The organism is Intestinimonas butyriciproducens, assembly GCF_016901775.1.
Lineage (GTDB): Bacteria > Bacillota > Clostridia > Oscillospirales > Butyricicoccaceae > Pseudobutyricicoccus.
In genome coordinates, this window is sequence record NZ_JACJKW010000011.1 from 35,680 (window position 1) to 62,593 (window position 26,914).

Here is a 26,914-nt window from a genome sequence, read left to right on the forward strand (position 1 = left end):
AAAATGGAAGGAAAAAAGATCTCAATGGCGGTGATCCGCCGGATGCCCCGGTACTATCGGTATGTGAGCGAGCTGCATCAGAACGGAGTGGCCCGCATTTCCTCTGGGGCGCTGGCGGCCAAGATGGGGCTGACGGCCTCCCAGGTGCGGCAGGATTTCAACTGCTTTGGCGGCTTTGGCCAGCAGGGCTATGGCTACAATGTGGAGAATCTCCGCTCCTCCATCCGGGAGATTCTCAAGCTGGACAACAACCACACGGCGGTGCTCATCGGTGCGGGCAATCTGGGCCGGGCGCTGATGACCAATTTCAAGTTTGAGCAAAGCGGCTTCCGGCTCACCGCAGCTTTTGATGTGCGGCCGGAGCTGATGGGAGGCAGCGTGGCCGGGGTGCCGGTGCTGGCCATGGAGGAACTGGAAAATTATGTGCAGCGGCATCAGCCGGATATTGCCATTCTCACCCTGCCCCGTCAGTACGCCCGGGATGTGGCCGACAAGCTGTGCAGTCTGGGCATCCGGGGCATCTGGAATTTCACCGGCGTGGATCTTCATCTGGACGGCATCCATGTGCCGGTGGAGAATGTCCATTTCAGCGAAAGCCTGATGACATTGTCGTATAGAATTTGAGGTCCGGTGGCCGGACGGCCATACTTTCTTTGCCTTTCTGTATACAACCGGCCCAGCGCGGCAGCGCGATATGGGTGCAGCGTCACGCTGCAGCCCCCCTTGCAGCGGGGTGGCCCCGCTGCCATATCAGGGGGGATTGTGAAGCCGGGGGAATGATTCAGGTGGGTGCTGTGATCGGGTGCGGGAGCGCCGCTTGGCTGTCCCGACACGGGACCGGCAGCACAGTATGAGGGCCCAGGCACTGGGCCAGGATTGCAATATAGCACCTTCCAGGCGTGGCAAGCCACGCCTGGAGCACCGGGAAATGGCAACGCATAAAGCCTGGGAGAGTTTTGACAGCGGCGGCTCGCCGCGGAGGAAAGATTTATGAATGAAATTCTGATGGTAAAAGGAGCCAAACGGGTGGTAGAGACCTGTGTGGGGGTGCGGCCTGGAGAACAGGTGCTCATCGTCACCGAAGGGGAGAAGCTGCCCATTGCAAAGGCGGTGGCCCAGGCGGTCTACGCCGTGGACGCCGAGCCCATGATCGCCCTGATGCTGCCCCGGGAGCGGGACGGTCAGGAGCCCCCGGCAGCCATTGCCGCTGCCATGAAGGAGAGCGATGCCTTTATCGCCGTGGTGGGCAAGTCCATCACCCACACCCACGCCGTGAAGGAAGCCTGCAAGCGGGGGAGCCGTGGGGTGGTGCTCACCCAGTTCACCCAGGAGCTGATGACAAAAGGCGGCCTGGAAGCCGATTTCCGGGAAGTGGCGCCCACCTGCAAAGCGGTGGCGGGGATTCTGGCCGGAGCCAGGGAAGTGCACCTCACCACCCCTTATGGCACCGACTTTACCTTTTCCGCAGAGGGGAGACGGAGCAACGCCATGTACTGCATGGTGGAGCCGGGGGAATTTTCCCCGGTGCCCACGGTGGAGGCCAATGTATCTCCCCTGGAGGGCACAGCCCAGGGGATCATCGTGGCCAATGCCAGCATTCCCTATATCGGCATCGGCCTTCTGGAAGAGCCGGTGACCTGCCGGGTGCAGGGGGGCCGGATCACCGCCATCGAAGGGGGACGCCAGGCCCAGATGCTCAAACAGGATCTGGAGCAGAAGCAGGACCCCAATGTATATAACATTGCCGAGCTGGGGGTGGGGCTCAACCCCAAGTGCCGGTTTATGGGCTTTATGCTGGAGGACGAAGGGGTGCGGGGTTCGGTGCATATCGGCATCGGCACCAGCATCACCCTGGGGGGCAATGTGAAGGCCGCCTGCCACTATGACCTGATCATGACCGAGCCCACTTTGATCGTGGACGGCCAGATGGTCCTCCACAATGGCAGCGTGGTCCGCTAGCGGAGTGCCTCCGGCAGCGTGACGCTGCACCCAAACTGCGCTCCCGCGCTGAGCAATGGAAATCAGGCTGGTTGTGTCCACCTGAGCAAAGAGAGTATGACAGCCCAGGCACTGGGTCCGTTCCTGTCTCCGGTGGGAATGCGTTGCCGGCCTTATTGCTCCGGGTGTGATAAACCATCACCCGGGAGGAGTGCCTCCGCAGGCATACTGCGCTCCCGCGCTGAGCAATGGAAATCAGGCTGGTTGTGTCCACCTGAGCAAAGAGAGTATGACAGCCCAGGCACTGGGTCCGTTCCTGTCTCCGGCATCATGGGTTGCCGGCCTTATTGCTCCCGGTGTGATAAACCATCACCCGGCGGAGTGCCTCCGCAGGCAATCTGCGCTGCCGCGCTAGGCGACAGAGCGAAGGCCGATTGTATTCACTCAGGCAAAGAGAGGAACGGCTGTGGCGGCTCGCCACCAGCGGAGGCACTCCGCCCTGGCCGAGTGCGCCCGGGGCCTGGGTGGTCCGGCTCCGCCGGGAAGCACCAGTGTGCAGTCTTAGCAAAATGCAGCGGAGTGCCTCCGCAGGCATACTCTCTCTGGCTGAGTGCGCCCGGGGCCCGGGTGGTCCGGCTCCGCCGGGAGGAGCCTGGGTGCAGTCTTAGCAAAATGCAAAAGAAAAAGCTCTCCTTTTCGGGAGAGCTTTTTTTCATCAAAGCAAATTCTGTTGCCCAGCGCGGCAGCGGCCCAGTGCCTGGGCAGTCGTTCCTTTCTTTGCCCAGGCCAACACAACGAACCAATGCAAAGAAAGTATGGCCGTGGCGGCTCGCCACCAGCGGCACGCTGGTGGGACTCAGCAGGTTGCCGAGGAGGAAGCCGCGTGGGACACCGGCGCCTGTTTTTTCTGAGGATAGGCCAGGGGAGCGGTCTTTTTCTCCAGATTTTCCCGGGCGATGGCCAGCATCAGCTTGATCCGGTTTTCCTGGTTGACGCTGGTGGCGCTGGGGTCATAGTCAATGGGCACAATGTTGGAATCGGGATAGATCTCCTTCAGCTTGCGGATCATGCCCTTGCCCACGATGTGATTGGGCAGGCAGCCGAAGGGCTGGGTGCAGATGATGTTCTGGAACCCAGCATCGATGAGCTCGGCCATCTCGGCGGTGAGCAGCCAGCCTTCGCCCATCTTGCAGCCCGAACCGATCAGCCCGCGGGAAAGCTCCTTGGTGTGATAGAAGGGGGAGGGGGCCTGGAACCGGGGCTCCTGGGACACGGCGTCGATCATGGCCTTTTCAATGGAGCAAAGATAATCCATGATCTTCTTTGCCACCATGGCCTTGATGGGACTGCCGCCATAGAGCTCCACATCGGTGATGTTGTTTTCGATGCAGTACATCACAAAATTCAGCACACCGGGGATCATCACTTCGCAATCCTCCCGATAAAGCAGCCCTTCCAGGTCGTTGTTTCCCAGCTTGGAATATTTCACATAGATCTCGCCCACGACCCCAACCTTCACTTTGGGGGTCATCTGCACCGGAATGCGGGCAAAATCCCGGACGATCTCGCCCATGTTCTGGGCGATCTCCTTTTTGCCGTAGCCGCTCTTTTTCTCAAACTGCTGCACCAGCCGCTGGCTCCAGGTTTCCACCATAGCCATGGCCTGGCCTTTTTCGGTTTCATAGGGCTTCACCTGGTTGGACAGGAGCATCAGAAGATCGCCATAGACCAAAGCGGCCATGGCCTGACGCAGCAGGGGCAGAGTGAGCTGGAAGCCCTTGTTTTTCTCCAGGCCGGAGATGTTCAGGGAGATCACCGGCACCTGGTCAAAACCGGCCCGGTGGAGGGCTTTCCGCAGAAGATGGATGTAATTGGAAGCCCGGCAGCCGCCGCCGGTCTGGGACAGAAGCAGGGCGGTGTGGTCGGGGTCATAGTTTCCGCTTTTCAGGGCATCGATCATCTGGCCGATGACCAGAAGGGCGGGATAACAGGTGTCGTTGTGCACATATTTCAGCCCGTTCTCGGTGACCGAGGGGCCGCAGTTATTGAGAAGCACTGCCCGGTAGCCGTGGCTGCGGAGCACGCTTTCCAGAATGCGGAAATGGATCGGGGCCATATTGGGCACCAGGATGGTATATTCCCGGCGCATTTCCTGGGTGAACATCAGCCGCCCTTTTTTATCATACTGCAATTTGGCCATGGTGGTTATTTCCCTCCTGCTCTTTCCGGCGCTTCCAAAGCGGCCAGCAAACTGCGCAGCCGGATCTTCACAGCGCCCAGGTTTGTGATCTCATCGATTTTGATCTGGGTGTATATTTTGTTTTCGCTCTCCAGAATGGAGCGGACTTCATCGGTGGTGACGGCGTCCAGGCCGCAGCCGAAGGACACCAACTGCACCAGGTTCATATCCTTTTCCTGCCGGATGTGCCGGGCAGCGGCGTAGAGCCGGGCGTGATAGGTCCACTGGTTGAGCACGCCGGTCTGGAAGGGAGGTTCCTCCTGGCTGATGCAGTCCTCGCTGATGACCGCCGCACCGCAGGAGCAGATCAGCTTGTCGATGCCGTGGTTGATCTCCGGGTCCACATGATAGGGCCGTCCCGCCAGCACGATAATGGGTTTATGTTCCTTTCGGGCCTCCTGGATGATGGCATCTCCCCGGGCGCGCACCTGGGTAAAATAGCTGTCGTATTCCTTCTGTCCGGCTTTCAGTGCTTCCTGCACCTCTTTCAGGGTGATACCGGGGAAGTATTTCTGCAAAATGGCGGTCATTTTATGGGTGAAATCTTTTGGCCGGTGCAGGCCGATGTAATCGGTGATGAGCACCACATCGGAAGGCAGGGGCATATTGCCGCCGATCACTTCCGGGTAATAGGCCACCACCGGGCAGTTATAGTGGTTATCCCCTTTGTGTTCATTTAAGTTATAGGTCATGCAGGGATAGAATATGTGCTTCACGCCCTGATCGATGAGGGACTGCACATGACCGTGCATCAGTTTTGCGGGGAAGCACACGGTATCCGAGGGGATGCTCCCCTGGCCCCGGAGATAGAGGGCCCGGTTGGAGGGGGGAGAGGTAATGACCTCAAAGCCCAGCTTGGTGAAGAAAGCGTGCCAGAAGGGGAGCAGTTCATAGAAATTCAGGCCCATGGGCAGACCCAGCTGGCCTCGTTTGCCCCGGATGGGCTGATAGGAGCGGAGCAGCTGAAGCTTATGTTCGTAGATATCCGGCAGGTCTCCGGCGGCTCTGTGGGTCACAGGCCGCTCACACCGGTTGCCGCTGATGAAGCGGCGGTCCGAGCCGAATTGGTTGACGGTGAGTTTGCAGTGGTTCTGGCACAGGCCGCATTCCACCGCCTGGACTTTGTGGGTCAGATTTTGCAGCTCCTCCGGCCCTAAAAGGGTAGAGGAGCCTTTCTGCCGTTCCATGGCATAGAGGGCCGCGCCATAGGCGCCCATCAGCCCGGCCACGCTGGGCCGCACCACCTGAACGCCCATTTCCTGCTCGAAGGCCCGGAGCACGGCGTCGTTGAGGAAGGTGCCGCCCTGGACCACGATATGTTCGCCCAGCTCCTGAGGGCTGGAAGCACGGATGACTTTATAGAGGGCATTTTTCACCACGCTGATGGACAGGCCGGCGGAGATATTCTCCACCGAAGCTCCGTCCTTCTGGGCCTGCTTCACCGAAGAGTTCATAAACACGGTGCAGCGGCTGCCCAGGTCCACAGGAGCATCGGCCAGCAGGCCCAGCTTGGCAAAATCGGCCACCGAATAGCCCAGGGCGTTGGCAAAGGTCTGCAAAAAAGAGCCGCAGCCCGAGGAACAGGCTTCGTTGAGGAAAATGTTGTCAATGGCGCCGCCCCTGATCTTGAAGCACTTGATGTCCTGGCCGCCGATGTCGATGATGAACTCCACTTCCGGCAGGAAGCGTTTGGCGGCGGTGAAGTGGGCCATGGTTTCCACCACGCCGTGATCCATCAGCAGGGCGTTCTGCACGATCTCCTCGCCATAGCCGGTGACGGCGCTGCCGGCGATGGGCAGATGGGGGAAGTCCTTATAAAATTCCAGCAGAAACTCCCTCACCACCTGCACCGGATTTCCGTTGTTGGGCTGGTAGAGGGAGCGGAGAATGGCCCCATCGGGGGTAATGACCAACGCCTTGATGGTGGTGGAACCGGAGTCCACACCCAGGTAGACCGGGCCCTGATAAGTTTCGGGGTCGCAAGTGGGCACCTGGGCCTTTTCGTGGCGCAGGCGGAAAGCCTCGTATTCCTCCTGGCTCTGGAAGAGGGGAGGGATGGAGTCATAGTGGCCGGTGACGCCGGAAGATTCCAGACGATGGATGATCTCCGGGAGGTTCAGCTCTTCCCGGGCGGAAAGGGCCGAGCCCAAAGCGGCATAATAAAGGGAATTTTCCGGGCAGATGCCGGTGAGGTGCAAGGTTTCGTCAAAGGCCGCGCGCAGCTGGCTGAGGAAGGTGAGGGGCCCGCCCAGGTACACCACATTTCCCTTTATGGGGCGGCCCTGGGCCAGCCCGGCGATGGTCTGGTTGACCACGGCAAAAAAGATGCTTTTGGCGATGTCGGCCTTTCTGGCCCCCTGGTTGAGAAGGGGCTGGATGTCGGTTTTGGCAAAAACGCCGCAGCGGGAGGCGATGGTATAGGTTTCGGTAGCCTGGGCTGCCAGTTCGTTCATCTCGTCCGGAGTCAGCTTCATCAGGGTGGCCATCTGGTCGATAAAGGCGCCGGTACCGCCGGCACAGGTGCCGTTCATCCGCACTTCGGTGCCGCCTGTGAGGAAGAGGATCTTGGCGTCCTCACCTCCCAGCTCGATGATCACATCGGTGCCGGGCAGGTAGGTATTGGCGGCCAGACGGGTGGCATAGACCTCCTGGACGAAGGGGATGCCGCAGCCCTGGGCCATGCCCATGCCAGCCGAGCCGGTGATGGCCAGGGAAATGTTCTGTTCCTCCGGGTATTTTTCCCGGATGGCCTGAAGCATTTCGGTGGTCTTTTGGGTGATTTGGGAATAATGGCGCTCATACCGGCTGAGAAGGATGGAGCCGCTTTGGTCCAGCACCACGCATTTGATGGTGGTGGAACCGATGTCAATGCCGATTTGCAAGGCGTTCACCTCTGACTTACAAAGTAAAGCTCTGGTTTTCCCCCTTGGGGGCGGAATATCAGAATGTTACCATATATCATAAGCCGTTCTGTTTGATTTGTAAAGGAAAATCACGACGATATTTGCCGGAAAAAAGGACGAAAAAATAGCGAAATCCACCAGCGTGCCGCTGGACCCGTTCCTGTCTCCGGCATCATGCGTTGTTTGCCTGGGTGCTCCGGGTGTGATAAACCATCACCCGGCAGGGACCAAAGTGCAGTCCTGGCCCAGTGCCACGGAAAAGGCCGATTGTGTTTGCCGGGGCTAAGAGAAGCCCAGCACACAACCGGCCTTGGCTCTATTGCCCAGCGCGGGAGCGCAGTATGACCGCCCAGGCACTGGGCTTGCCCAGCGCGGGAGCGCAATATGGCCGTCCGGCCACCGGACCGGGAGCGCAATATGGGTCCGGCGGCTCGCCACCTATTTGGTTTTGCGGCGGAAGAGCCCCAGGAGCCCTTTGTGGGATTTGGGGCTGTTCTCCCCGCTGTGAAGGCTCTGGCTCGGGGCGAAACGGGGCAGGTGGGAGATGAAATGCTCCTGGGCGCACAGAGGTGTTTCCCCCTGGGGCGGCAGGGCATAAGTGCCGTCGGGCTGCAGAATACGGGCTTTCACATCGTCCCGGAACATGGTACAGAGCATGGAAAGGATCTGGCGGCGCAGATGCTCCGGCAGGATGGGGCAGGCGATCTCCACCCGGCGTTCGGTGTTGCGGGTCATCAGATCTCCGGAAGAAATGTACAGGCGGCAGTTTTCCCCTTCCCCGAAACAATAGACCCGGGAATGCTCCAGGAACTGGCCCACCAGACTGCGGATATGGATGTTCTCGGTCTCACCGGGCACGCCGGGCAGCAGGCAGCAAATGCCCCGCACCAGCATCCGGATGTGCACCCCGGCCTGGGAGGCCTCCCGCAGCTTCTGGATGATGTCCTTGTCGGTGACGCTGTTGCATTTGAAGGTCAGACTGCCGGGCAGGCCCTGCTGGCACAGACGGATCTGCTCGTCGATGCCCGCCAGGATGTTGCTTTTGAAGCTGGCCGGGGCCACCCACAGCTTCTGGTAGATCCCTTCCAGGTTGCCCAGGCCCATGTTGGCGAAAAAGGCAGCGGCATCGGCGCCGATCACCGGGTCTCTTGTCAGATAGGAATAGTCGGTGTAGAGCTTTGCCGTCTTTTCGTTGTAGTTGCCGGTGCCGATCTGGGTGATATAGCGCACCTGGCCCTGTTCCCGGCGGGTGATCAGGCAGATCTTGGAATGGACCTTGAAGCCGTCCATGCCGTAGATCACCCGGCACCCGGCCTCTTCCAGCTGATTGGCCCATTCGATGTTGTTCTGCTCGTCAAAGCGGGCCCGCAGCTCCATGAGCACGGTGACTTCCTTGCCGTTTTCCGCGGCGGAGATCAGGTATTCGGCCAGCTTGGACTGCCGGGCAATGCGGTACAGGGTGATCTTGATGGAGATCACATCCGGATCAAAGGCGCTCTCACGGATCAGCTGGAGGAAGGGCTGCATGCTTTCAAAGGGGAAGGACAAAAGCACATCCCCCTGGTTTTGCAGCTGCTCTGTGATGGAACCCCGGCCGGAGAAGGCCGGGCTGGCGCCGGGCACAAAAGAGGGCTGCACCAGTTCCTGGTGCTGGGTGGGGGAGAGCACTTTTGGGAGCTGGCTCCAGAAGGAAAGATCCAGAGGGGTCTGGCTGTGAAACACCTGCCGGGATGCCAGTTTCAGCTTCTGGCAGAGGAATTTCATGGATTCATCTGCCAGAGCGCCCTGGATCTCCAGGCGCACCGGGGTCAGCCGGCGGCGCTTTTTCAGCATATTGCTCATGTACTGCCGGTAATCCAGATCTTCGTCAAAGAACCCGGCGTCGGTGTCCAGGTCGGCATTGCGGGTGACGCAGATCACCGCCGCATGGCTCACTTTGTAGATCTGGAACACTTTTTCCGCATAAAAGCGGATGATGTCCTCGGCCAGCAGGAACCGGCGCTGCTCACCCGGGAGGAAATAGAGCCGCTGGATCATGGGGGGCAGGGGGATCAGTCCCAGCAGCCGGTGGTCCTTCTGCTCCAGGGTGGCCGCCACCGTCAGCTGCTTGTTGTTCAGGTGAGGGAAGGGGTGGCGGGGGTCGATGATCTGGGGGGAGAGCACCGGAAGGATGGAGGCATTGAAATATTTTTCCACATCCTTCTGCTCTTCCCGGCTCAGCTCTTCCATCCGGAGAGCGGTGAGCCCATTTTTCTCCAGCTGGCCCATCACCGCGGCATAGGTCCGGTCCCGCTCCTGATAAAGAGGGGCGCAGGCCTGGAAGATGGCATCCAGCTGATCTTCTGCGGTCATGCCGGTTTTGTTGTCCACATAGTCGGGGGCATAGGCCATATAATCGGTGAGGCTGCCCACCCGCACCATAAAGAACTCATCTAAGTTGGTGGTGAAGATATTGACAAAATTCAGCCGCTCCAACAGAGGGATGGTGGGGCAGCTGGCCTCTTCCAGCACCCGATGGTTGAAACGGAGCCAGGAAAGCTCCCGGTTCTGCATATAATTGCAATTTGATTTGAGGGTCATGGCTGTTCGCTCCTTTTCGGCTAGATTAGCTGCGGAGGATTCGGTCGAAGAGATAGCCTTCCCGGATGCCCGGCTTGCTGACGACGAAATGCTCCGGGCCGAATTTCTTCACGGCCTGGTTTAAAATGGTCATGCCGGGCAGGATGGTGAACACCCGGTCGGGCACCACCCGGTAGATGCTTTGCAGCTGGCGGAAGTCCTGGGTTTTCAGTTTTTTATTGATTTCGGATACATACCCGGCGTCCACTTCGGTCTGGCACTTGGGCACATTGTAAAGCTCACGGCACAGCTTGAAAAAGCCCCGGGCCGTGCCGCCGATGCCGCAGAGGGTAACGGGGCCGGGCAAAGGAAGCCAGTCGATGGAGGAAAACTCCTGTTTCACCCGCTGGCGCATTCTTTTCCGGTCCTTTTCCGTGGGGAAGAGGGAGGAGGAGTACTGGGTATACAGGTTGAGGGAACCGATGGGCAGGCTCTGTAGGTGCTGGATCTTGCCGTCTTTGAACTGGACCAGCTCGGTGCTGCCGCCGCCGATGTCGATGATCACGCCGCTTTGCACATTCAGGTAATGGGAAGCGCCCACGAAATCCAGCCGGGCTTCCTCCTGGCCGGTGAGCACTTCGGCCCGTCTTCCCACGGCATTTTCCAGGGCGGTCTGCACTTCTTCCAGGTTATTGATGTTCCGCAGAGAAGCGGTAGCGATGATGGAAATCTGATCCACTTCCAGGTTCTGGGCCAGCTTCACAAAGCTGCGGATCTCTTCGCAGCATTTTTTGATGCCAGCCTCATTCAGAGCGCCTTTTTCCACATATCCGGCCAGACCGGCCATGCTCTTTTTGTTCATCAGCATATCCAGCTTTTCATTTTCGTGACGGAAAACCGTCATGCGGATGGAGTTGGAGCCTACATCTATAATGGCATACAGCATAACAAAACCCCCTGTTTTAAGTTTGGAAAAAAGCAGCAGGGCCGCTTTTTCCAGTTTTCCCACGGGCCTGGGTGCACGCCTGCGGCGCACACTGGCCCCGTGATCGGTGCAAAAAGCCACGGGCAGGTCCCGGCTTTTTGCGGATGGAAAAATGGCAGGGACAATGGTTTTTCCCATTTCTGCGTTTTCCCCATCTCTCCATGGTATTATCTCTATCATAGCGGAAAAAAGGGAAATTTTCCAGTGCATCCTGTAAAATCTCCGTAAAGTCCAGCGTGACGCTGGACCCAAAACTCGCTGAAGGCTTTATGCGTTGTTTGCATTTTTGCTCCGGGGTCCCGTGTCGGGACGGCCAAAACTCTCCCAGGCTTTATGCGCTGGGATACCTCGGTGCTCCGGTGCTGGCGAGCCAACACCGGCAGGGGCCGGGATGCAATTCTGGCAAAGTGCAAACAAAAAAGCTCCCCCGCAGGAGAGCTTTTGGCTTGGTTCTATTGCCTAGCGCGGCAGCGCAGTATGGCCGTCCGGCCACCGGACCGGCGTCACGCTGCTCATATGACTTTGTTCAGATACTTGTTCTCATAGAGGGAAGAGAAGGCCTGGAACTCATCGGTGCGCAGGTCTTTGAGGATCTTCCGGTACTCATGCACATCGAACTGGTTTTCGGTATCGGCCATCATCATCACATACACCGCCACATTGGAGCAGTGGTCGGAGATCTTTTCGTAGTCGTGGATGATGTCCAGGAAGGGGATGCCGGTGCTGACGGTGCAGATGCCGCTTTGCAGACGGGAGATATGGCGGCTCTTGAGGGCTTCCTTGATGGAGTCGATCACATCTTCCAGGGGTTCCACCTGGCGGGCCAGAGTGGCGTCATTGTTTTCATAGGCCTGGACGGTGAGGGAGACGATCTCTTCCACCGCCTGGCTCATCACCCGCAGCTCGGAGATGGCTTCCTGGGAAAAGACGGTGCCCCGCTCCTGCATATCCTCATAGAACTCCAGCAGGTTTTCCGCATAGTCGCCTACCCGCTCGAAGTCGCCGATGGAATGGAGCATTTCCGAATAGGCCTTCCGGCTGTTTTCCGAAAGCTCGTCCTCCTTGATGCCCAGCATATAGGAGTTGAGTCGGGCTTCGGCCCGGTCCAGGAAGCTCTCGGTGTCCTTGAAGGTCTCCAGCCGGGGGGGAGTCTGATCCACGATGGCGGCGTTGACCATTTTTAGGTTGGACTGAGCGCTCTGGCCCATGGCCAGGATGATCTTGTTGCACTGTTCCAGAGCAACGGCGGGAGAGGAATAGAAACGCTCGTCCAGACGGCTCAGGTCGTGAGAAATCTCGTTTTCTGTGGGCTTCTGCTTGATGGTCTTTTCCGCCAGGGTGATGAGCACACCCCGGAAGGGGATGAACAGAATGGTGACCACTACATTAAATAAGGTATGGAAGTTGGCGATAGCAGCTTTGTCGATGGGGTCGTTCCAGAAGGAAAAACCGATGACGGCATTGAGGGTATAGATCACCGTGATAAAGAAGATAGAACCGATCAGGTTGAAATAGAAATGGATCATGGCGGCCCGCTTGGCGTTTTTATTGGCGCCCAGGGCGGACAGCAGGGCGGTGACGCAGGTGCCGATGTTCTGGCCCATGATGATGGGGATGGCAGCGGCATAGGAGATGGCGCCGGTGGAGGCCACGGCCTGGAGGATACCCACCGAAGCGGAAGAACTCTGGATGATGCCGGTGACCACCAGGCCCACCAGAACGCCCAGGATGGGGTTGGTGAACAGGGTGAACATATTCTGGAACCAGGGCAGGTCCCGGAGGGAAGTGACCGAGCCTTCCATCACCGACATACCGATGAACAGAACGCCGAAGCCCAGCAGAATCTCGCCGAAGTCATGGAGCTTCCGTTTTTTGGCGAACATGAAGATGGCGGCGCCGACGGCCACAGCCACATAGGCCAGCATAGAGGGCTTGAGCAGCTGCATGAAGACGCTGTTCTCCAATGTGCCGGAGGAATCCAGACGCAGCAGCTGAGCGGTGACGGTGGTGCCGATGTTGGCGCCCATGATGACGCCCACGGCCTGACGCAGGTTCATGATGCCGGCGTTGACGAAGCCCACCACCATAACTGTGGTTGCCGAAGAGCTCTGGATGATGCCGGTGACCAGGGCGCCGATGCCGATGGCCTTAAAGATGTTGCCGGTGACGGTTTCCAGGGTTTTTTCCAGTTTTTCGCCGGCCATTTTCTCCAGGGCGTTGCCCATGGTGAGCATGCCGTAGATGAAAAGTCCCAGGCCGCCTAATAGCTTCAGCAGTGAAAAAATGTCCATGTGATTTCCTCCACTTCCCCTCGTTGTGAGAGATTCTTCTTTTTTGTCTTTTTTGTCATGGGGGTGTAAACCTTTTGTAAATTCATACATTCCCATGATACCAATGGGAAAAGATTTCGTCAATGAAAAACTGGTTGTGTAAAAGGAAATTTACACGGCGAGCCGCCGCTCCCATACTGCGCTGCCGCGCCCAGCAACAGAACTCAGGCCGGCCCAGTGCCGCAGGGCAAAGAAACGCCCCCCTTGTGCAAAGGGGGACAGCATGGCAGCGCCATGCAGGGGGGATTGGCGGCGTGGCGGACCGGCAGCAGAGTATGACCATCCCGACACGGGACCCCGCCGGGAGGCTGGAAAAGGGTCGGGGAAAAACCTAGTTTTTCCCCGAGAGGTCCGGTGCCCGGACAGTCATACCTTCTTTGTCTTTGTTGGTTGTTTTTGCCTTGGCAAAGAAAGCCTGGCCGTCCCGACACGGGACCGAAATAACACGCCGCCAATGCCGGAAATTCCTTTTGGAATTTCCGGCAGCCTTCACCGCAGTGAAGGCTCTGGCTCTTAGGTGGACAGGGCGGGGAGAATCTGGTATAGTAGGGGGCAGGTGGGAGCACCACCCCAGTAAAATAAAGCAGGTGATAAAAAATGATCAATGGTAAACTGGTGATCTTGGTTTCTTCCGACTCGGGGGTTCTGCAAAGCGGGGCCCGTGAGCTGCGCAGTCCTGCGGCCTATACCCGGGCCATTGCGCAGGCCGGGGCCGTGCCGGTGATCGGCGGGGAACAGTGCCCCGAAGAGCTGGCCGAGCTGTGCGACGGCCTGCTGCTGTCCGGCGGCCCGGACATCGAGCCGGAGCTGTTCGGCGAGACCATTTATAACGATACTGTCCACATGGACACCCCCCGGACAAAGTATGAATATGCCCTGCTCAAGGCCTTCCTGGCGAAGGGCAAGGCGGTGATGGGCATCTGCCGGGGCGAGCAGCTGATCAATGTGTATCTGGGCGGCGATATGTACCAGGACCTGGCCCATCAGAAGGGACTGTTCCACTCTAGCTATGAGCTGCGCCACAAGGTGAAGGCCGTTCCCGGTTCCTTTGTGGAAAAGCTGCTGGGCAGCGAGTTTCTGGTCAACAGCACCCATCATCAGGCGGTGCGCAACCTGGCCCCCGGCCTCAAGCTGGCCGCAGAATCTGCCGATGGCGTCATCGAAGCCTATGAGCACGAGAGCCTGCCCATTTTCGGCGTCCAGTGGCATCCGGAGCGCCTGACCAACATCATGCGGGACGAACGCACTCCCGATATGGCGCCCCTCTTTACTTATTTCCTGGAAAAGGTCAAAGCTCACACAAAATAGCAGCGTGACGCTGCACCCATACTGCGCTGCCGCGCTGAGCGACAGAACCAAGACAAAAAGCTCCCCTGTGGGGGAGCTTTTTTGTCTGCACTTTGCTAGGATTGCACCCAGGCCCTTCCCGGGTGATGGTTTATCACACCCGGAGCACGGTGGCCCAGCAACGCATCCCCACCGGAGACAGTATGGCCGTCCCGACACGGGACCTGGTTGACGGAAACAGGGGGAAAGGGTATAATAACTCTGTATATCGTTTGAATATGCTGAAAAATGCAGAGAGACAAAGAAGGCGCTCCCTGGGGGCGCCGCCGAGACCCGGAGGATAAAGACATGAAACGAACCATCCAGGCCCTGACCGCTTTTTTGCTTCTGCCCATTTTTCTGTTGGCAGGGGGATGCAGTGTCAGCCGGTTCCGCCAGCCGGAGGAAGAGGCGAAAGAGACCGTAAAGCCCGCTCCCCAGGATGAGCAGAAGGAAGAAGAGCAAACCGTTTATCAGGCCGATGCCCTTGTATATGAAAAGCAGCTGGAACTGCCTTCCGGCGAAGTGGCCGCCACTTACCGGGCGTCCCTGCCCCAGTTCAAGGAAGAGGGGAGCCAGGGGCTGATCCTGCGGAAGATCAACGAATATTATGAAACAGAGCTCATTTCCCTCCAGCAGGACTGCGAAAGCTATTTCGGTCAGATCCAGGCCTCTTACGGGAATGGGTGGCAGACGGCGGTGCAGCCGGTGGCCGATTACCATGTGGATTTTTCCTATGAGCTGGTGCAGCAGAGCGGCGGCCGGATCAGCGTGGTGCGCACCTACCGGTATGTGGACACCAATGTAAAGGACAAGGTGGTCTATACCGCCGAGACCTTTGATTGCCAGACCGGCTGGCCGGAAAAGCTCCAGGATCTGTTTACCGGGGACAAGGAAAAGGCCCAGCAAGCTGTTATCGAGCAGATCGAAAAATGGTGCGGGGAAAATGGCCTGGAATACAGCCAGCTCACCCCGTTCATCTTTGAAAAGCAGGACAGCTCCTTTGCCATCAGCCAGGATACCCTGTATCTGTGCATGGAGGAAAGCGCCATCAGCTCCCAGAGCGCCGGCGGCCAGCTGGTGCAGATCCCCCTGGAAAACCTGGAAAGTGTTCTGGCATAGCTTCCCGAACACCGGACAAAAAACTCTGTTGTGCAAGAGACCTTTTCGCCCTTCCCCTCATCAATCCGCAAAAAGCTCCCCCACAGGGGAGCTTTTTCTGTTTTTCAAAGAGGAAAGATTTTCCCCACGACTTCTTCTGCCCTTTGCTGCAAGGCGGGGATATCCAGGTGGGGACGGTAGAGTGCCTCCAGTCTGTCGTGACAGCCCTTGGCCTTCTGCAATGTAGCCACGGCATCATCCAGCAGGGAAAGCTGGATTTTCCGCAGCAGGCGCACCTGGGTGCGGATGGGCCGCAGGGATTCCCGGTCGGTGAGCCGCCCCAGATCCAGCCGCCGGAAACAGGGGCCTTCCCAGGGATGGAGAGGGGTGGAGGACACAAAGGCCAGGGACAGCTCCGGGAAGATCAGATGCTCCAGCTTTTCGGGGCAGAGAGGGCAGTAGCAGCTGTAAAAGACCTGGCCCCGTTCCACAGCCGCCTGGCGGATCTCTTCCAGCAGCACCGGAGCAAAGCCGTAGGGATCCTCCAGGCAATAGATCCGCCGGTGTTTGCCGATGGTTTCGTCAAAGCGGAGCAGGCCCTCCGGGGTAATGCCGGAGAGGAAGCGTTTTTTCTCCCGTCCCGGCCCTTTTCCCCGGGGGAGCTCCCGCAGGACGATACCCACAGCCCGGCGGCGCAGCCGCTCTTCATCGGTGATGCACGAAAGCAGCAGATGCAGCCGCTTTTCCACCTGGCCTGCGGCAGCGGTGAGGGAAAAGACCTGGCGGTAACAGGCCGAAAGCTCCTGCTGCACCTGCTGGAGGGCATCGGCTTTCTGCACCAGCTCTTCCGCCCGGAGGAAGGGGGGAGGCAGGATATAGCCGCCTTCCGCACCGGGGAAGGCAAGATCGATGGTATGGGGAGCGGTGCCGTCATAGAGGGCTTTGCCCTGGCGGAGGAAAAGGACTCCATCCAGGGAAGAGGGATCGGAGGAACAGTGGATGATCTCCATGGGCTCCTGGCGGCGGAGGCCTTCCTCTGCGGCCTGTTTCATGGCGGTGGATTTGCCGCAGCCGGGGCCCCCTTTGAAGATGAAGTTCTGGCGGATGGTTTCTTCTTCCAGAGCGTTTTCGAAAAAGGAGACAAAGCCCTTGCTGGAATTGGCTCCCAAAAAGAAGCGATAAGGTTTGTGATTCATGGCGTATTTCCCTCCTGAAAAAGTCTTTCACGCCATTCTATGCGCCCAGCGTGCCGCTGGACCCGTTCCTGTCTCCGGCATCATGCGCCCATGGCCTTCCTGCTCCGGGGCTGGCGGGCCAACCCCGGGAAAGGCCGGCTTGCAATCCTGGCCAAGCAACACAGAAAGAGCTGGTTGTATGCCGCAGGGCAAAGAAAAGCCCCCCTTGCGGCGGCGTGTCGCCGCTGCCATACTGCGCTGCCGCGCTGGGTAATCGAACGAAGGCTGGTTGCATTTGCCGCAAGGCAAAGAAAAGCCCCCCTTGTGCAAAGGGGGGACAGCATGGCACAGCCATGCAGGGGGGATTGTGAATCTGATTGCATCCAATCGGTTTATCTGCGGCACACCGCTAAGATTGCACAATAGTTCTTCCCGGCGTTGGCTCGCCAGCGCCGGAGCAGGAAGCCTGGCAGCCCATACAGCCTTCAGCGAGTTTTGGCCGTCCCGACACGGGACCTACATGTATTCGAAGAAAGCGTCCCGGGCGTTGTTCACATGAAGGGCCATGGCCTTTTCGGCGCCCTCCAGGTCGTGATTTTCGATGGCGTCCAGAATGGCCCGGTGCTCCTGGGCAGAGGCCTGGGCCCGGCCGGACTTCACCGAATACTCTCTTGCTTTCTGGATATAGTTATGAAACAGAGAGAGGATCTGCTTTAAAGGCCGGGAGCGGCAGGCATCATAGATCATCTCGTGGAAGCGGCTGTCCAGGTGCCACACCTGGAGAAAATCCTGCTTTGTGACAAAATATTCCTGAAGCTCCACCACCTGGCGCAGTTCTTCCAGCTCGTCATCGCCGATATTCTGGGCGCAGCGGCGGGCGGCCAGGCCCTCGATGCGGGTGCGGATGGTGTAGATATCATCGATATCCTGGCTGGTGACGCCCACCACCACGGCACCCTTGTTGGGGATGTTCTTCACCAGGCCTTCCAGCTCCAGCTGCATCAGGGCTTCCCGCACCGGTGTACGGCTCACCCCCAGCTCGGCGGACAGCTTGCCCTCTGTCAGGGAGTAGCCCGGCTCAAAGACCCCGTCCAGAATGGCCTTTTCGATTTCCTTGTATACATGCTTGCGCAGGGGATTGCCCCCCAGGGATTCATTGAATTTTTTCACATGGCAACATCCTTTCGTCAAAGGGTGCGTTTTTTCCTTATTATTTTATTATACATGGCAAAAGCCCCGAGCACAAGGTCCCGGAGCCAGAACACCCGCTGCGGCGGGTGTCGCCCCAGGCTTCTTCCCGGCGGCGAGCGCCGCCGGGCCCCTCCTGGGCCGCCTGCGGCGTGTTATTTCGGCGTAAAGCCGAAATAACTTGCAAGTCGTTAGGTGACGCCGCCGCTGGCCCTCGGGGAAAAACTAAGTTTTTCCCCGACCTTTTTCCAGCCTCCCGGCGGGGTCCCCGCCGGTGCCAAGTGCCACAGAAAAGGTCTGGACAGTTGTGTGAAGAAAGGCTGGCCCAATGCCCCTGGGCAAAGAAAAAGCCCCCTTGTGGCGGCGTGGTGCCGTTGCCATAAGGGGGGGATTGTGAAGCCGATTGCATCCAATGGGTTTATCTGGGGCACGCTGCCAAGATTGCACAATAGTCCTTCCCGGCGTTGGCTCGCCAGCGCCGGAGCAGAAAGCCTGGCAGCCCATAAAGCCTTCAGCGAGTTTTGGCCGTGGCGGCTCGCCACCGGCACGCTGCCTTGACGGGGTGGAGAGGGTGTGGTAAAATTTAGTCAAATAAATGAAAGGAGGGGAATGCCATGATGGAACAACGCGGGAAACGGCGTACTTTGTATTCCTGGCTGGCCTTGGGAGTTTTTCTGCTGCTGCCGCCCATCAGCTTCGGGAATCTTCCCTGGTATACGGCTCCCTTGGGGGCTCTGGTGCTGTTTTTCACTCTTCTGCCCCTGTCCAGGCTAGTGCCCGGGCTGAAAAAGCTCATTCCCCTGACCCTGCTTCTGGCCTTGGCCTATGCTTTGGCCCTGTATGGGTTTCTCACAGAAGGGAAGGAGGCCCTTTTCACAAAATGGAGCCAGTGGGCCGGCGGCGTTTTGGCCCTGTGCTTCCTCTTTATGCTGTGGCGGGAGAGCAGCCGGGCCATGAAGCAGGCCGCTCCCGGGTGGCAGGACAAAGCCCGGGGGCCCATCCTGCGGTATGTGGCAGTGGGTGGGGCGGGAATCCTACTGAGCATCATCCTCCTGCTGGCATCCGGGAAAAATCAGCTCACCTATGCTTTCCATTTTCCCGTCGCTTCCAGCTGGATCGTCATTTTGCTGCTGATAGCAGTGATGCTCTTTCTCAACCTGCACATGCTGTGGGGCGTGTGGTATCTGGGCTGCCCGGCGCCGGAGCGGCCAGGCGGTGCTGCTTCGCCCGATCAAGGCATCCAGGGGGAATGATGGAATCCCTTTTTCATGGAAGAATAAACAGTCTGTCGAAAAACCCTGTTGTGTAAGAGGGATTTTCGCCCTACCCCTATCAATCCGCAAAAAGCTGCGACCTGTGCGCAGCTTTTTGCACCTATCAAGGGGCAAGTGTGCGCCAAAGGCGTGCATGCAGCCCCTTGCAGCAACTCGGCAAAGTGGCTTTTGCCACTTTGCCGACACGCTCAAAAAAGAAGGCATCCATTGCGGATGCCTTCTTTTTTCGAGCAAGCCTATAAGCCGGGTTCTGTCTATGCAGCCATCTATCTGGGACGCCTGTTGCCAGACGCCTCGAGCCACCTCCCGAAAACGGACCGGGCCAGCCCTGCGCCCTGGGGCGCTGTTTTCCTTCCGGTGTTGCTTTGGATAGAGTTTACAGGATCCCCCAGTTACCTGGGGGACCGGTGGGCTCTTACCCCGCCTTTCCACCCTTACCATGCAAGGCATGGCGGTATATCTCTGTTGCACTTGTCCTGAAGTCGCCTTCGGCGGATGTTATCCGTTATCCTGCCCTATAAAGCCCGGACTTTCCTCATACACGGCCTTTCGGCACTGTGCACGCGGCTGCTCGGCTTACTCGGATTCCCATTATACACACTCCGTCCCGTCCCTGTCAAGCGGAGTGCCTCCGCTCCCATACTCTCCCCGGCTGTATGGGTTGTTTGCCCCGGTGCTCCGGTGCTGGCAAGCCAGCACCGGTAGGGGATGCTTTGCAATCCTGGCAAAATGCCGCAGAAAAAGCTGGTTGGACCCGCCCGGGCAAAGAAAGTATGGCCGTCCGGACACCGGACCCCCGCCGGGAGGCTGGAAAAAGGTCGGGGAAAAACCTAGTTTTTCCCCGAAGACCAGGGGCGGCGCCACCCCGCCTGGCCATTTTTGATGCGCCCTGCCAGGACTGCACCCAGGCCCCTACCGGTGTTGGCTCGCCAGCACCGGAGCAAAAAAGCAAACAACGCATGATGCCGGAGACAGGAACGACGGCCCAGGCACTGGGCGTTGACATTGGCGGCAGATCGGTTACAATAGAGGGTGTATGCTTTTCTCAGAAAATCACAGGCAGGCGTGCCTGCCGAAAGGGATGATCAAGTGAGCAAAATGGAAGAATTTCTCCGCTCAATGAAGGGGAAGGAAGTGGCGGTGCTGGGCATCGGCGTTTCCAACCGCCCCCTCATCGGGCTTCTTTGCAAGGCCGGGGCGTGTGTCACCGCCTGCGATAAAAAAACCAGAGAGCAGCTGGGGGACACCGCCTGTCAGCTGGAAGAAATGGGCGTCCGGCTCCAGCTGGGGGAGGGGTACCTTGAGAACCTGACTCAGGAAGTGATCTTCCGCTCTCCGGGCATCCGGCCCGACCTGCCTTCCCTGGAGCAGGCCAAGGCCCGGGGCAGCCGCCTTACTTCCGAAATGGAAGTGTTCTTTGAAGTCTGCCCCTGTCCTATCCTGGCCGTCACCGGCTCCGACGGCAAAACCACCACAACCACCCTCATCGCCGAAATGCTCAAGGCCGAAGGGAAGCGGGTGTGGCTGGGGGGCAACATCGGCCAGCCCCTGCTGCCCATGGCCGGGGAAATGAAGGCGGAAGACTTCGCCGTGGTGGAGCTTTCCTCCTTCCAGCTGATGACCATGAATAAGGCCCCCCATGTGGCGGTCATCACCAATGTGACCCCCAACCATCTGGATGTGCATAAGGACATGGCAGAATATGTTTCCGCCAAGGAACATATCTTCCTCGGCCAGGGGAAGGATGATCTGCTGGTGTGCAACCTGGATAACGATCTGAGCGCCGCCATGGCCAAAAAGGCCCCCGGCAGGGTGCGCACCTTCTCCCGGCAGGAAAAGGTGGAAAGCGGAGCCTTTTTCGAAAACGACACCATTTATTATAATGGCACGCCCTGGATCAAAAAAGAGGACATCCGCATCCCAGGGCTGCACAATGTGGAAAACTATATGGCAGCCATCTGCGCCGTGGCCGACACCATCTGCCCCGAGACCGCCTTGCAGGTGGCCCGGGAGTTTGCCGGAGTGGAGCACCGGATCGAGTTTGTGCGGCAGGTGCGCGGGGTCAAGTATTATAACGACGCCATCGCCACCAGCCCCGCCCGGGCCATCGCCGGGCTGCATTCCTTTGACCAGAAGCTCATCGTCATCGCCGGGGGCTATGACAAGAAGATCCCCTTCGATGCCTACGGCGAGGAAGCCTGCCACCATGTGAAGCTGCTGATTTTGAACGGGGCCACCGCCCCGAAGCTGCGGCAGGCGGTGGAAAACGCCCCTTCTTATAAGGATTGCGGCATCCGGATCGCCGAAAAAGCCACCCTGGAAGAAGCGGTGCAGTTTGCCTGGGAGCAGGCCCAGGAAGGGGATATCGTAACCCTTTCTCCGGTGTGCGCATCCTTTGACGCATACCCCAACTTCATGACAAAAGGCCGGGCCTATAAGGAAATGGTTCTCCGGCTTTGCGAATAACAAGGAAAGAGGTGCAATGGATTGGAACTGGTAAACACCATCAAAAGCCTTACCGACCGCTATGGCGTATCGGGGGATGAATACGGCGTTTCCGCCCAGGCGGCGGAACTGCTGCGCCCCTATATGGACCGGGTGGAAGTGGATAAGCTGGGCAATGTGATCGGCTACCGCTCCTGCGGCAAGGAAGGGGCCAAAAAGCTGCTGCTGGACGCCCATCTGGATCAGATCGGCTTTGTCATCACCGAAGTGCTGGAGGAGGGCTTCTGCCGCTTCATCGGCATGGGAGTGGACCCCCGGATGCTGCTGGGCAGCGAGCTGACCGTGCTCACCAAAGAGGGCCCCATCCCGGCGGTGGTCAGCTGCATCCCGCCCCACCTGCAAAAGGCCGGGGACAACAAGAAGGCCCTGCCCATTGAGGAAATGGTGCTGGACCTGGGCATGAGCGGGGAAAAGGCCAGGGAGACCGTCCGGGTGGGGGATTACGCCGCCTTTGCCGGAGAGGCCTTCCAGCTGAAAAATGACCTGCTGTGCGGCAAGTCCATGGACGACCGTGCCTGCTTTGTGTGCATTCTGCTGGCTCTGGAAGAGCTGCAAGGCAAGGAGCTGGATGTGGATCTCATCGTCCTGGGCAGCACCAAGGAAGAAGTGGGCGGCCATGGCGCTCGGGCCAGAGCCTATCTGGACGCGCCCGATTACGCCATCGCCATCGATGTGTGCCATGCCCGCACCGGGGACAATAAGCCCGAAGACCGGGTCTTTGACCTGGGCGGCGGCCCTGTCATCGGCTTCGGCTCCAACAGCATGCCCAAGTTTGCCCGCCGGTTGTGCGAGGTGGCCCGGGCCAAGGAGATCCCCTATCAGCCGGAAGCGGTGCCCGCTCATTCCGGCACCAACGCCTGGTCCATCCAGCCCATCGAGGGCGGCGTGTGCACAGCGGTGGTCTCCCTGCCCCTGCGGTATATGCACTCCCCGGTGGAAGTGCTGAAGCTGAAGGACATGAAGCATGTGGGGCATCTCCTGGCAGAGTTCACCCTGGGCTTTGACGGCAATCTGTAAAAGGGGGGAGCAAGATGAAAGAAATACTGAAACAGCTGTGCGCCGCAAACGGCGTACCCGGCTATGAAGATGAAGTGCGGGAGTGTATCCGGGAAATGGTGGAGCCTTACGCCGATGAGATCATCGAAGACCACCTGGGCAATCTCCTGGTGCTGAAAAAGGGGGCAAAGCCCCGGAAAGCGCCCATGATGGTGTGCGCCCATATGGACGAAGTGGGCTTCCTCATCAGCCGCATCACCTCGGACGGTATGTTCAAGATCGTCCCCTCCGGCGGCATTGACCCCCGGGTTCTGGTGGGCCGGCGGATGGAAGTGGGCCCCCGGAAGGTTCCCGGCGTCATTTCCCTCAAGGCCATCCACCTGACCACTCCCGAAGAGCGGAAGGTGGCCCCGGGCATTGACACCCTTTATATTGACATCGGCGCATCCTCCCAGAAGGAAGCGGAACAATACGCCCGGGTGGGGGATTATGCCACCTTCCAGAGCCGCTGGGTGGAGTTCGGCGATGAGCGTATCCGCTCCAAGGCCATTGACGACCGGATCGGCTGCGCCGTGATGGTGCAGCTGATCCGCGAAGGCGTGGAGAAGGACACCTGGTTTGCCTTTGTGGTGGGCGAGGAAATCGGCAGCCGTGGCGCTCAGGCCGCCGCCAGCCGCTTAAAACCCCGCTGGGGCCTGGTGATCGAAGGCACCACCGCCGCCGACATCCCCGGAGTGCGGGAGCATGAAAGATCCTGCTTCCAGGGGGGCGGGGCCGTTGTGTCCCTGGCCGACCGTGGCTCGGTGTACAACCGGGAATTTGTCCGCCGCCTGACGGGCAAGGCCGACGAAGCGGGCATCCGCTGGCAGTACCGGGCCAGCATGAACGGCTCCACCGATGCCGGGGTCATGCACCAGGCCGGAGAGGGCGCTCAGGTGTTCGGCCTGGCCGCTCCCGTGCGGTATATCCATTCGGCCAGCAATGTGCTCCATTGGCCCGATGCAGAGGAAGTGCTGAAAATGGCCCGGCTGGTGGTAAAGGAGGCAGAGTGCGATGATTGATATTTTGAAAACATTTACCCATCTGCAAAGCGTGGCCCGGCCCTCGGGCTTTGAGTCCCCCTGCGCCCAGGCCATTGCAGCGCTTGCAGGGCCCTATTGTGACGAAGTGAAGATCGACACCCTGGGCAATGTGATCTGCCACAAGAAAGGGCCGGGGAAGCGCCTGATGATGGCGGCCCACATGGATGTGATCGGCCTGATCATCACCCACATCGACAAAAAGGGCTTCCTCCGTTTCGGGGCCCTGGGCGGCTTTGTGCCCTACCGTCTCATCGGCGCCCGGATGAAGCTGGAAAACGGCATGGGCGGCAGCGTCTGGTGTGACGAAAAGGCCATGGAGGAAAAGAAGCTGGAGGAAATTTCTCTGAATGACCTGTATCTGGACATCGGCGCCGAAAGCGAAGAAAGCGCCAGAAAAATGGTGCAGGTAGGGGATGTGGCCATGTACGAAGGGGAAGTGCAGCAGCTGGGCCAGATGCTTCTGTCCCCGTATTGCGACGACCTGATCGCCTGTGCCGCCTTGCTCTCTGCCATGAGCCAGGTGGAAAAGAGCGAAAATGACCTGTATTTCGTCTTTACCGTCCAGGAAGAAGTGGGCCTGCGGGGCGCCGCCACGGCGGCCTATGCCATCGACCCGGATTTCGGCGTGTGCATGGATGTGACCCGCACCGGAGACAACCCCTCGGAAAAGGCCAAAATGGTGGTCAAGCTGGGAGCCGGTCCCACCATCAAGATCAAGGATGTCTCCCTTCTGTGCAATCCCCAGATGATCGCCCACCTTCGTGAGGCGGCCAAAGAGGGGGATGTGCCCTATCAGGACGAAGTGCTCACCGCCGGTGGCACCGACAGCGCCGCCATCCAGAAAACCCGGGGCGGGGTGCTGTCCGGCTGCATTTCCATTCCCTGCCGGTATATCCATTCCCAGAACGAAATGGTCAGCCTGAAGGATGTGGAGCAAAGCGCCCGTCTCATGGCCCTTTGCGCCCAGCGCACACTGTAAAAGGAGGGGAGAACAAGATGAATTTTGTGAAAACTTTCCGCACTCTTCTGGAAAATGCCTCCCCCTCGGGCTTTGAAGCCCATGGGGCAAAGGCCATTGCCGACCTGGCCGCCCCCTATTGCGACAAGGTGAAGATCGACGCTTTGGGCAATGTGATCTGCCGGAAGAAGGGCTCGGGCAAGCGCATCATGGTGGCCGCTCACATGGATGTGATCGGTTTTATGGTCAGCCGCTTTGAAAAGGACGGCTTTTTGCAGGTGACCAACATCGGCGGCCATCGGGCCAGCCGTCTGTCGGGCAAGAAAGTGCGGTTTCTGAATGGCGCATCCGGCGTGCTCTTTGAGCGGAGCGATGCCGAGCTGAAAACCAAAACCGGAGACAAAGCCGCCATGACCGACCTGTTCCTGGACATCGGGGCCACTTCCGAAGAAGAAGCCCGCAAGATGGTGCGGGTAGGGGATGTGGCTGTCTTCGACTACGAAGCCAAGGAGATTGGCGACGGGCTACTCATGTCCCCCTATTGCGACAACCTGGCCTCCTGCGCCGCCATGCTCTGCGCCATGAGCCAGGTAAAAAAGACGGAAAATGACCTGTATTTCGTCTTTACCGTCCAGGAAGAGCAGGGGTTGAAAGGCTCCAAGACCTCGGCCCACGCCATCGAGCCCGACCTGGGTATCGCCATCGACCTGACCCACGCCGGGGACTGCCCGGGGGCCGCCGATGGGGAAGTGAAGCTGGGAGGCGGCCCTGCCATCAAGATCAAGGACGCCTCCTTGATCTGCACCCCGGAAGCGGTGGAGCATCTGCGGAAATCCGCTGAGGAAAACGGCATTTCCTATCAGGACGAAGTGCTGCTGCGGGGCGGCACCGATACCGCCTCCATTCTGGTGAGCCGGGATGGGGTGCCCTCGGGCTGCGTGAGCATCCCCGGCCGGTATATCCATTCCACTGCTGAAACCATTTCTATTAAAGACGGAGAACAGGCCGCCGCCCTTCTGGCCCGGGCCTGCGAGAGGGAGCTATGAGCACATTTGATTTTTCACCGGCCCTTTGGGACCTCTGCCATCGGGCAGAGGCCAAGGCCCGGGGCCAGTTTGCACTTCTGGAGGAGCGGGCCAGCCGGAACACCGCCAAAATCCTGTCGGCCTTTTCGGAGCATCGGGTGAGCGACGCCTGTTTCGGCGGCACCACCGGCTATGGCTATGACGATCTGGGCCGGGACAAGCTGGACGAGATCTATGCCCAGGTGTTCGGGGCGGAGAAGGCCCTGGTGCGCACCGGCTTTGTCAACGGCACCCACACCATTGCCGCCGCCATGTTCTCCTGCGTCAGCGCCGGGGATGTGTTTTTGTCAGTCACCGGCAGCGTCTATGACACCTTGCAGACGGTGGTAGGCCTGCGGGGCAAGGTGGGAGGCACCTTTGCCGATTACGGCATCGGCTACCGGGAAGTGCCTCTGAAAGAGGGGAAGCCCGATCTGCCCGCCATCGAGCGGGCCGCCGCCGACCCTCAGGTAAAGGGGGTATTCATCCAGCGCAGCCGGGGCTATGCCCAGCGGCAGACCCTGTCCTGTGAGGAGATCGGGGAGATTTGCAAGGTGGTGCGGAAGGTCAACCCGGATGCCGCCATTGTGGTGGACAACTGCTATGGCGAGTTTGTGGAGGAAACCGAACCCACCCAGCACGGAGCCGATCTCACGGCCGGGTCCCTCATCAAAAACCCCGGCGGCGGCCTGGCCCCCACCGGCGGCTATATCGCAGGTAGAGCTGACCTTGTAGAGCGGGCGGCTTTCCGCCTGACGGTACCGGGCATCGGCGGCGAGTGCGGCGCCACTCTGGGGGTCAATCGTTCTCTTTATCAGGGGCTGTTCATGGCGCCCCACACCGTGTGCCAGGCGGTGAAAACGGCGGTGTTTGCCGCGGCCCTGCTGGAGGAGATGGGCTTTTCGGTGTCTCCCGGAAGCGGGGAGGAGCGCCACGACATCATCCAGACGGTGGACTTCGGCAAGCCGGAACCGCTGCTGGCCTTCTGCCGGGGCATCCAGGCGGGAGCGCCGGTGGATTCCTTCGCCACGCCGGAGCCCTGGGATATGCCGGGCTATGATTGCCCGGTGGTCATGGCGGCGGGGGCCTTTATCCAGGGTTCCTCCATCGAGCTTTCCTGTGATGCGCCCATGCGTGAGCCTTATACCGCCTTTATGCAGGGCGGTCTGACCTACGAAGCCGGACGGCTGGGGGTTATGGCCGGCGCCAAGTGCATTCTGGAAATGGAAAAATAAAAAGAATCAAAAAGCATCAAAAAAAGCGGCTTTTGCCGCTTTTTTGACGCTCCCGG

18 protein-coding genes and 1 other RNA gene are annotated in these 26,914 nt (G+C 59.2%); 11 read left to right on the forward strand and 8 right to left on the reverse strand.

The features are described from left to right. Window positions 1–3 precede the first annotated feature (3 nt). Both H6A25_RS07250 and H6A25_RS07255 read left to right on the forward strand, forming a co-directional pair. On the forward strand, window positions 4–624 hold the full coding sequence (locus H6A25_RS07250) for a redox-sensing transcriptional repressor Rex (RefSeq protein WP_204751302.1): 621 nt from the start codon (window positions 4–6) through the stop codon (window positions 622–624). A 366-nt stretch (window positions 625–990) separates the two neighbouring features. Continuing rightward, window positions 991–1,959 (forward strand): aminopeptidase, encoded by a 969-nt coding sequence (locus H6A25_RS07255; protein ID WP_204751303.1) that lies wholly within the window; start codon window positions 991–993, stop codon window positions 1,957–1,959. Between the two features lie 835 nt (window positions 1,960–2,794). Here H6A25_RS07255 and H6A25_RS07260 read toward each other — a convergent pair. The 5 genes from H6A25_RS07260 to H6A25_RS07280 form a co-directional block, all read right to left on the reverse strand. After that, window positions 2,795–4,138: a 2-hydroxyacyl-CoA dehydratase gene (locus H6A25_RS07260; RefSeq protein WP_204751304.1), complete on the reverse strand. Its 1,344-nt coding sequence runs from the start codon at window positions 4,136–4,138 to the stop codon at window positions 2,795–2,797. A gap of 5 nt (window positions 4,139–4,143) precedes the next feature. Then, window positions 4,144–7,059: an acyl-CoA dehydratase activase-related protein gene (locus tag H6A25_RS07265; RefSeq protein ID WP_204751305.1), complete on the reverse strand. Its 2,916-nt coding sequence runs from the start codon at window positions 7,057–7,059 to the stop codon at window positions 4,144–4,146. A 459-nt stretch (window positions 7,060–7,518) separates the two neighbouring features. After that, window positions 7,519–9,750 carry a polyphosphate kinase 1 gene (gene ppk1 / locus H6A25_RS07270; RefSeq protein WP_345941593.1) on the reverse strand — a complete coding sequence of 744 codons (2,232 nt, stop codon included), beginning with the start codon at window positions 9,748–9,750 and terminating at the stop codon, window positions 7,519–7,521. Then, window positions 9,686–10,585 (reverse strand): phosphatase, encoded by a 900-nt coding sequence (locus H6A25_RS07275; RefSeq protein ID WP_204751307.1) that lies wholly within the window; start codon window positions 10,583–10,585, stop codon window positions 9,686–9,688. Before H6A25_RS07275 ends, ppk1 begins: the two co-directional genes overlap by 65 nt. Before the next feature lie 551 nt (window positions 10,586–11,136). Then, window positions 11,137–12,915, reverse strand: coding sequence for a Na/Pi cotransporter family protein (locus H6A25_RS07280; RefSeq protein ID WP_204751308.1), 1,779 nt, complete (start codon window positions 12,913–12,915; stop codon window positions 11,137–11,139). Between the two features lie 636 nt (window positions 12,916–13,551). On the opposite strand from H6A25_RS07280, the gene H6A25_RS07285 reads away from it, so the two are divergent. Next, window positions 13,552–14,262: a gamma-glutamyl-gamma-aminobutyrate hydrolase family protein gene (locus H6A25_RS07285; protein WP_204751309.1), complete on the forward strand. Its 711-nt coding sequence runs from the start codon at window positions 13,552–13,554 to the stop codon at window positions 14,260–14,262. Window positions 14,263–14,589: 327 nt separating this feature from the next. After that, the gene (locus tag H6A25_RS07290) at window positions 14,590–15,402 is read left to right on the forward strand and encodes a hypothetical protein (RefSeq protein WP_204751310.1); all 813 of its coding nucleotides are present in this window, start codon (window positions 14,590–14,592) and stop codon (window positions 15,400–15,402) included. Window positions 15,403–15,506: 104 nt separating this feature from the next. Here H6A25_RS07290 and H6A25_RS07295 read toward each other — a convergent pair whose 3' ends face one another. Both H6A25_RS07295 and H6A25_RS07300 read right to left on the reverse strand, forming a co-directional pair. Further along, complete coding sequence (locus H6A25_RS07295; protein WP_204751311.1) at window positions 15,507–16,577, reverse strand: hypothetical protein; 1,071 nt, start codon at window positions 16,575–16,577, stop codon at window positions 15,507–15,509. A gap of 495 nt (window positions 16,578–17,072) precedes the next feature. Then, window positions 17,073–17,726: an FCD domain-containing protein gene (locus H6A25_RS07300; protein ID WP_204751312.1), complete on the reverse strand. Its 654-nt coding sequence runs from the start codon at window positions 17,724–17,726 to the stop codon at window positions 17,073–17,075. Between the two features lie 632 nt (window positions 17,727–18,358). On the opposite strand from H6A25_RS07300, the gene H6A25_RS07305 reads away from it, so the two are divergent. After that, a complete protein-coding gene (locus H6A25_RS07305; RefSeq protein WP_204751313.1) occupies window positions 18,359–18,997 on the forward strand; it encodes a hypothetical protein in 639 nt (212 codons plus the stop codon). Window positions 18,998–19,241: 244 nt separating this feature from the next. On the opposite strand, the gene rnpB is transcribed toward H6A25_RS07305, so the two are convergent. After that, window positions 19,242–19,601, reverse strand: an RNA gene (gene rnpB, locus H6A25_RS07310) — RNase P RNA component class A. Between the two features lie 515 nt (window positions 19,602–20,116). On the opposite strand from rnpB, the gene murD reads away from it, so the two are divergent. The 6 genes from murD to H6A25_RS07340 are packed head-to-tail and all read left to right on the forward strand — an operon-like array spanning window position 20,117 to window position 26,858. Continuing rightward, window positions 20,117–21,484: a UDP-N-acetylmuramoyl-L-alanine--D-glutamate ligase gene (gene murD, locus H6A25_RS07315; RefSeq protein ID WP_204751352.1), complete on the forward strand. Its 1,368-nt coding sequence runs from the start codon at window positions 20,117–20,119 to the stop codon at window positions 21,482–21,484. Between the two features lie 21 nt (window positions 21,485–21,505). Beyond that, window positions 21,506–22,540 (forward strand): M42 family peptidase, encoded by a 1,035-nt coding sequence (locus H6A25_RS07320; protein WP_204751314.1) that lies wholly within the window; start codon window positions 21,506–21,508, stop codon window positions 22,538–22,540. 14 nt (window positions 22,541–22,554) lie between these two features. Then, window positions 22,555–23,580, forward strand: coding sequence for a M42 family metallopeptidase (locus H6A25_RS07325; protein ID WP_204751315.1), 1,026 nt, complete (start codon window positions 22,555–22,557; stop codon window positions 23,578–23,580). After that, window positions 23,573–24,580, forward strand: coding sequence for a M20/M25/M40 family metallo-hydrolase (locus tag H6A25_RS07330; protein ID WP_207750834.1), 1,008 nt, complete (start codon window positions 23,573–23,575; stop codon window positions 24,578–24,580). Before H6A25_RS07325 ends, H6A25_RS07330 begins: the two co-directional genes overlap by 8 nt. 17 nt (window positions 24,581–24,597) lie before the next feature. Continuing rightward, window positions 24,598–25,605 (forward strand): M20/M25/M40 family metallo-hydrolase, encoded by a 1,008-nt coding sequence (locus tag H6A25_RS07335; protein ID WP_204751316.1) that lies wholly within the window; start codon window positions 24,598–24,600, stop codon window positions 25,603–25,605. Beyond that, on the forward strand, window positions 25,602–26,858 hold the full coding sequence (locus tag H6A25_RS07340; protein WP_204751317.1) for an aminotransferase class I/II-fold pyridoxal phosphate-dependent enzyme: 1,257 nt from the start codon (window positions 25,602–25,604) through the stop codon (window positions 26,856–26,858). The genes H6A25_RS07335 and H6A25_RS07340 overlap by 4 nt, the downstream gene beginning before the upstream one ends. Window positions 26,859–26,914 lie beyond the last annotated feature (56 nt).

Coding starts and splice junctions, on each gene's coding strand:
- H6A25_RS07295 (WP_204751311.1), bottom strand. CDS start 16,577: ATGAATCACAAACCTTATCGCTTCTTTTTGGGAGCCAATTCCAGCAAG.
- H6A25_RS07305 (WP_204751313.1), top strand. CDS start 18,359: ATGATGGAACAACGCGGGAAACGGCGTACTTTGTATTCCTGGCTGGCC.
- H6A25_RS07285 (WP_204751309.1), top strand. CDS start 13,552: ATGATCAATGGTAAACTGGTGATCTTGGTTTCTTCCGACTCGGGGGTT.
- H6A25_RS07255 (WP_204751303.1), top strand. CDS start 991: ATGAATGAAATTCTGATGGTAAAAGGAGCCAAACGGGTGGTAGAGACC.
- H6A25_RS07280 (WP_204751308.1), bottom strand. CDS start 12,915: ATGGACATTTTTTCACTGCTGAAGCTATTAGGCGGCCTGGGACTTTTC.
- H6A25_RS07325 (WP_204751315.1), top strand. CDS start 22,555: ATGAAAGAAATACTGAAACAGCTGTGCGCCGCAAACGGCGTACCCGGC.
- H6A25_RS07275 (WP_204751307.1), bottom strand. CDS start 10,585: ATGCTGTATGCCATTATAGATGTAGGCTCCAACTCCATCCGCATGACG.
- H6A25_RS07290 (WP_204751310.1), top strand. CDS start 14,590: ATGAAACGAACCATCCAGGCCCTGACCGCTTTTTTGCTTCTGCCCATT.
- H6A25_RS07340 (WP_204751317.1), top strand. CDS start 25,602: ATGAGCACATTTGATTTTTCACCGGCCCTTTGGGACCTCTGCCATCGG.
- H6A25_RS07335 (WP_204751316.1), top strand. CDS start 24,598: ATGAATTTTGTGAAAACTTTCCGCACTCTTCTGGAAAATGCCTCCCCC.
- H6A25_RS07330 (WP_207750834.1), top strand. CDS start 23,573: ATGATTGATATTTTGAAAACATTTACCCATCTGCAAAGCGTGGCCCGG.
- murD (WP_204751352.1), top strand. CDS start 20,117: ATGGAAGAATTTCTCCGCTCAATGAAGGGGAAGGAAGTGGCGGTGCTG.
- H6A25_RS07250 (WP_204751302.1), top strand. CDS start 4: ATGGAAGGAAAAAAGATCTCAATGGCGGTGATCCGCCGGATGCCCCGG.
- H6A25_RS07260 (WP_204751304.1), bottom strand. CDS start 4,138: ATGGCCAAATTGCAGTATGATAAAAAAGGGCGGCTGATGTTCACCCAG.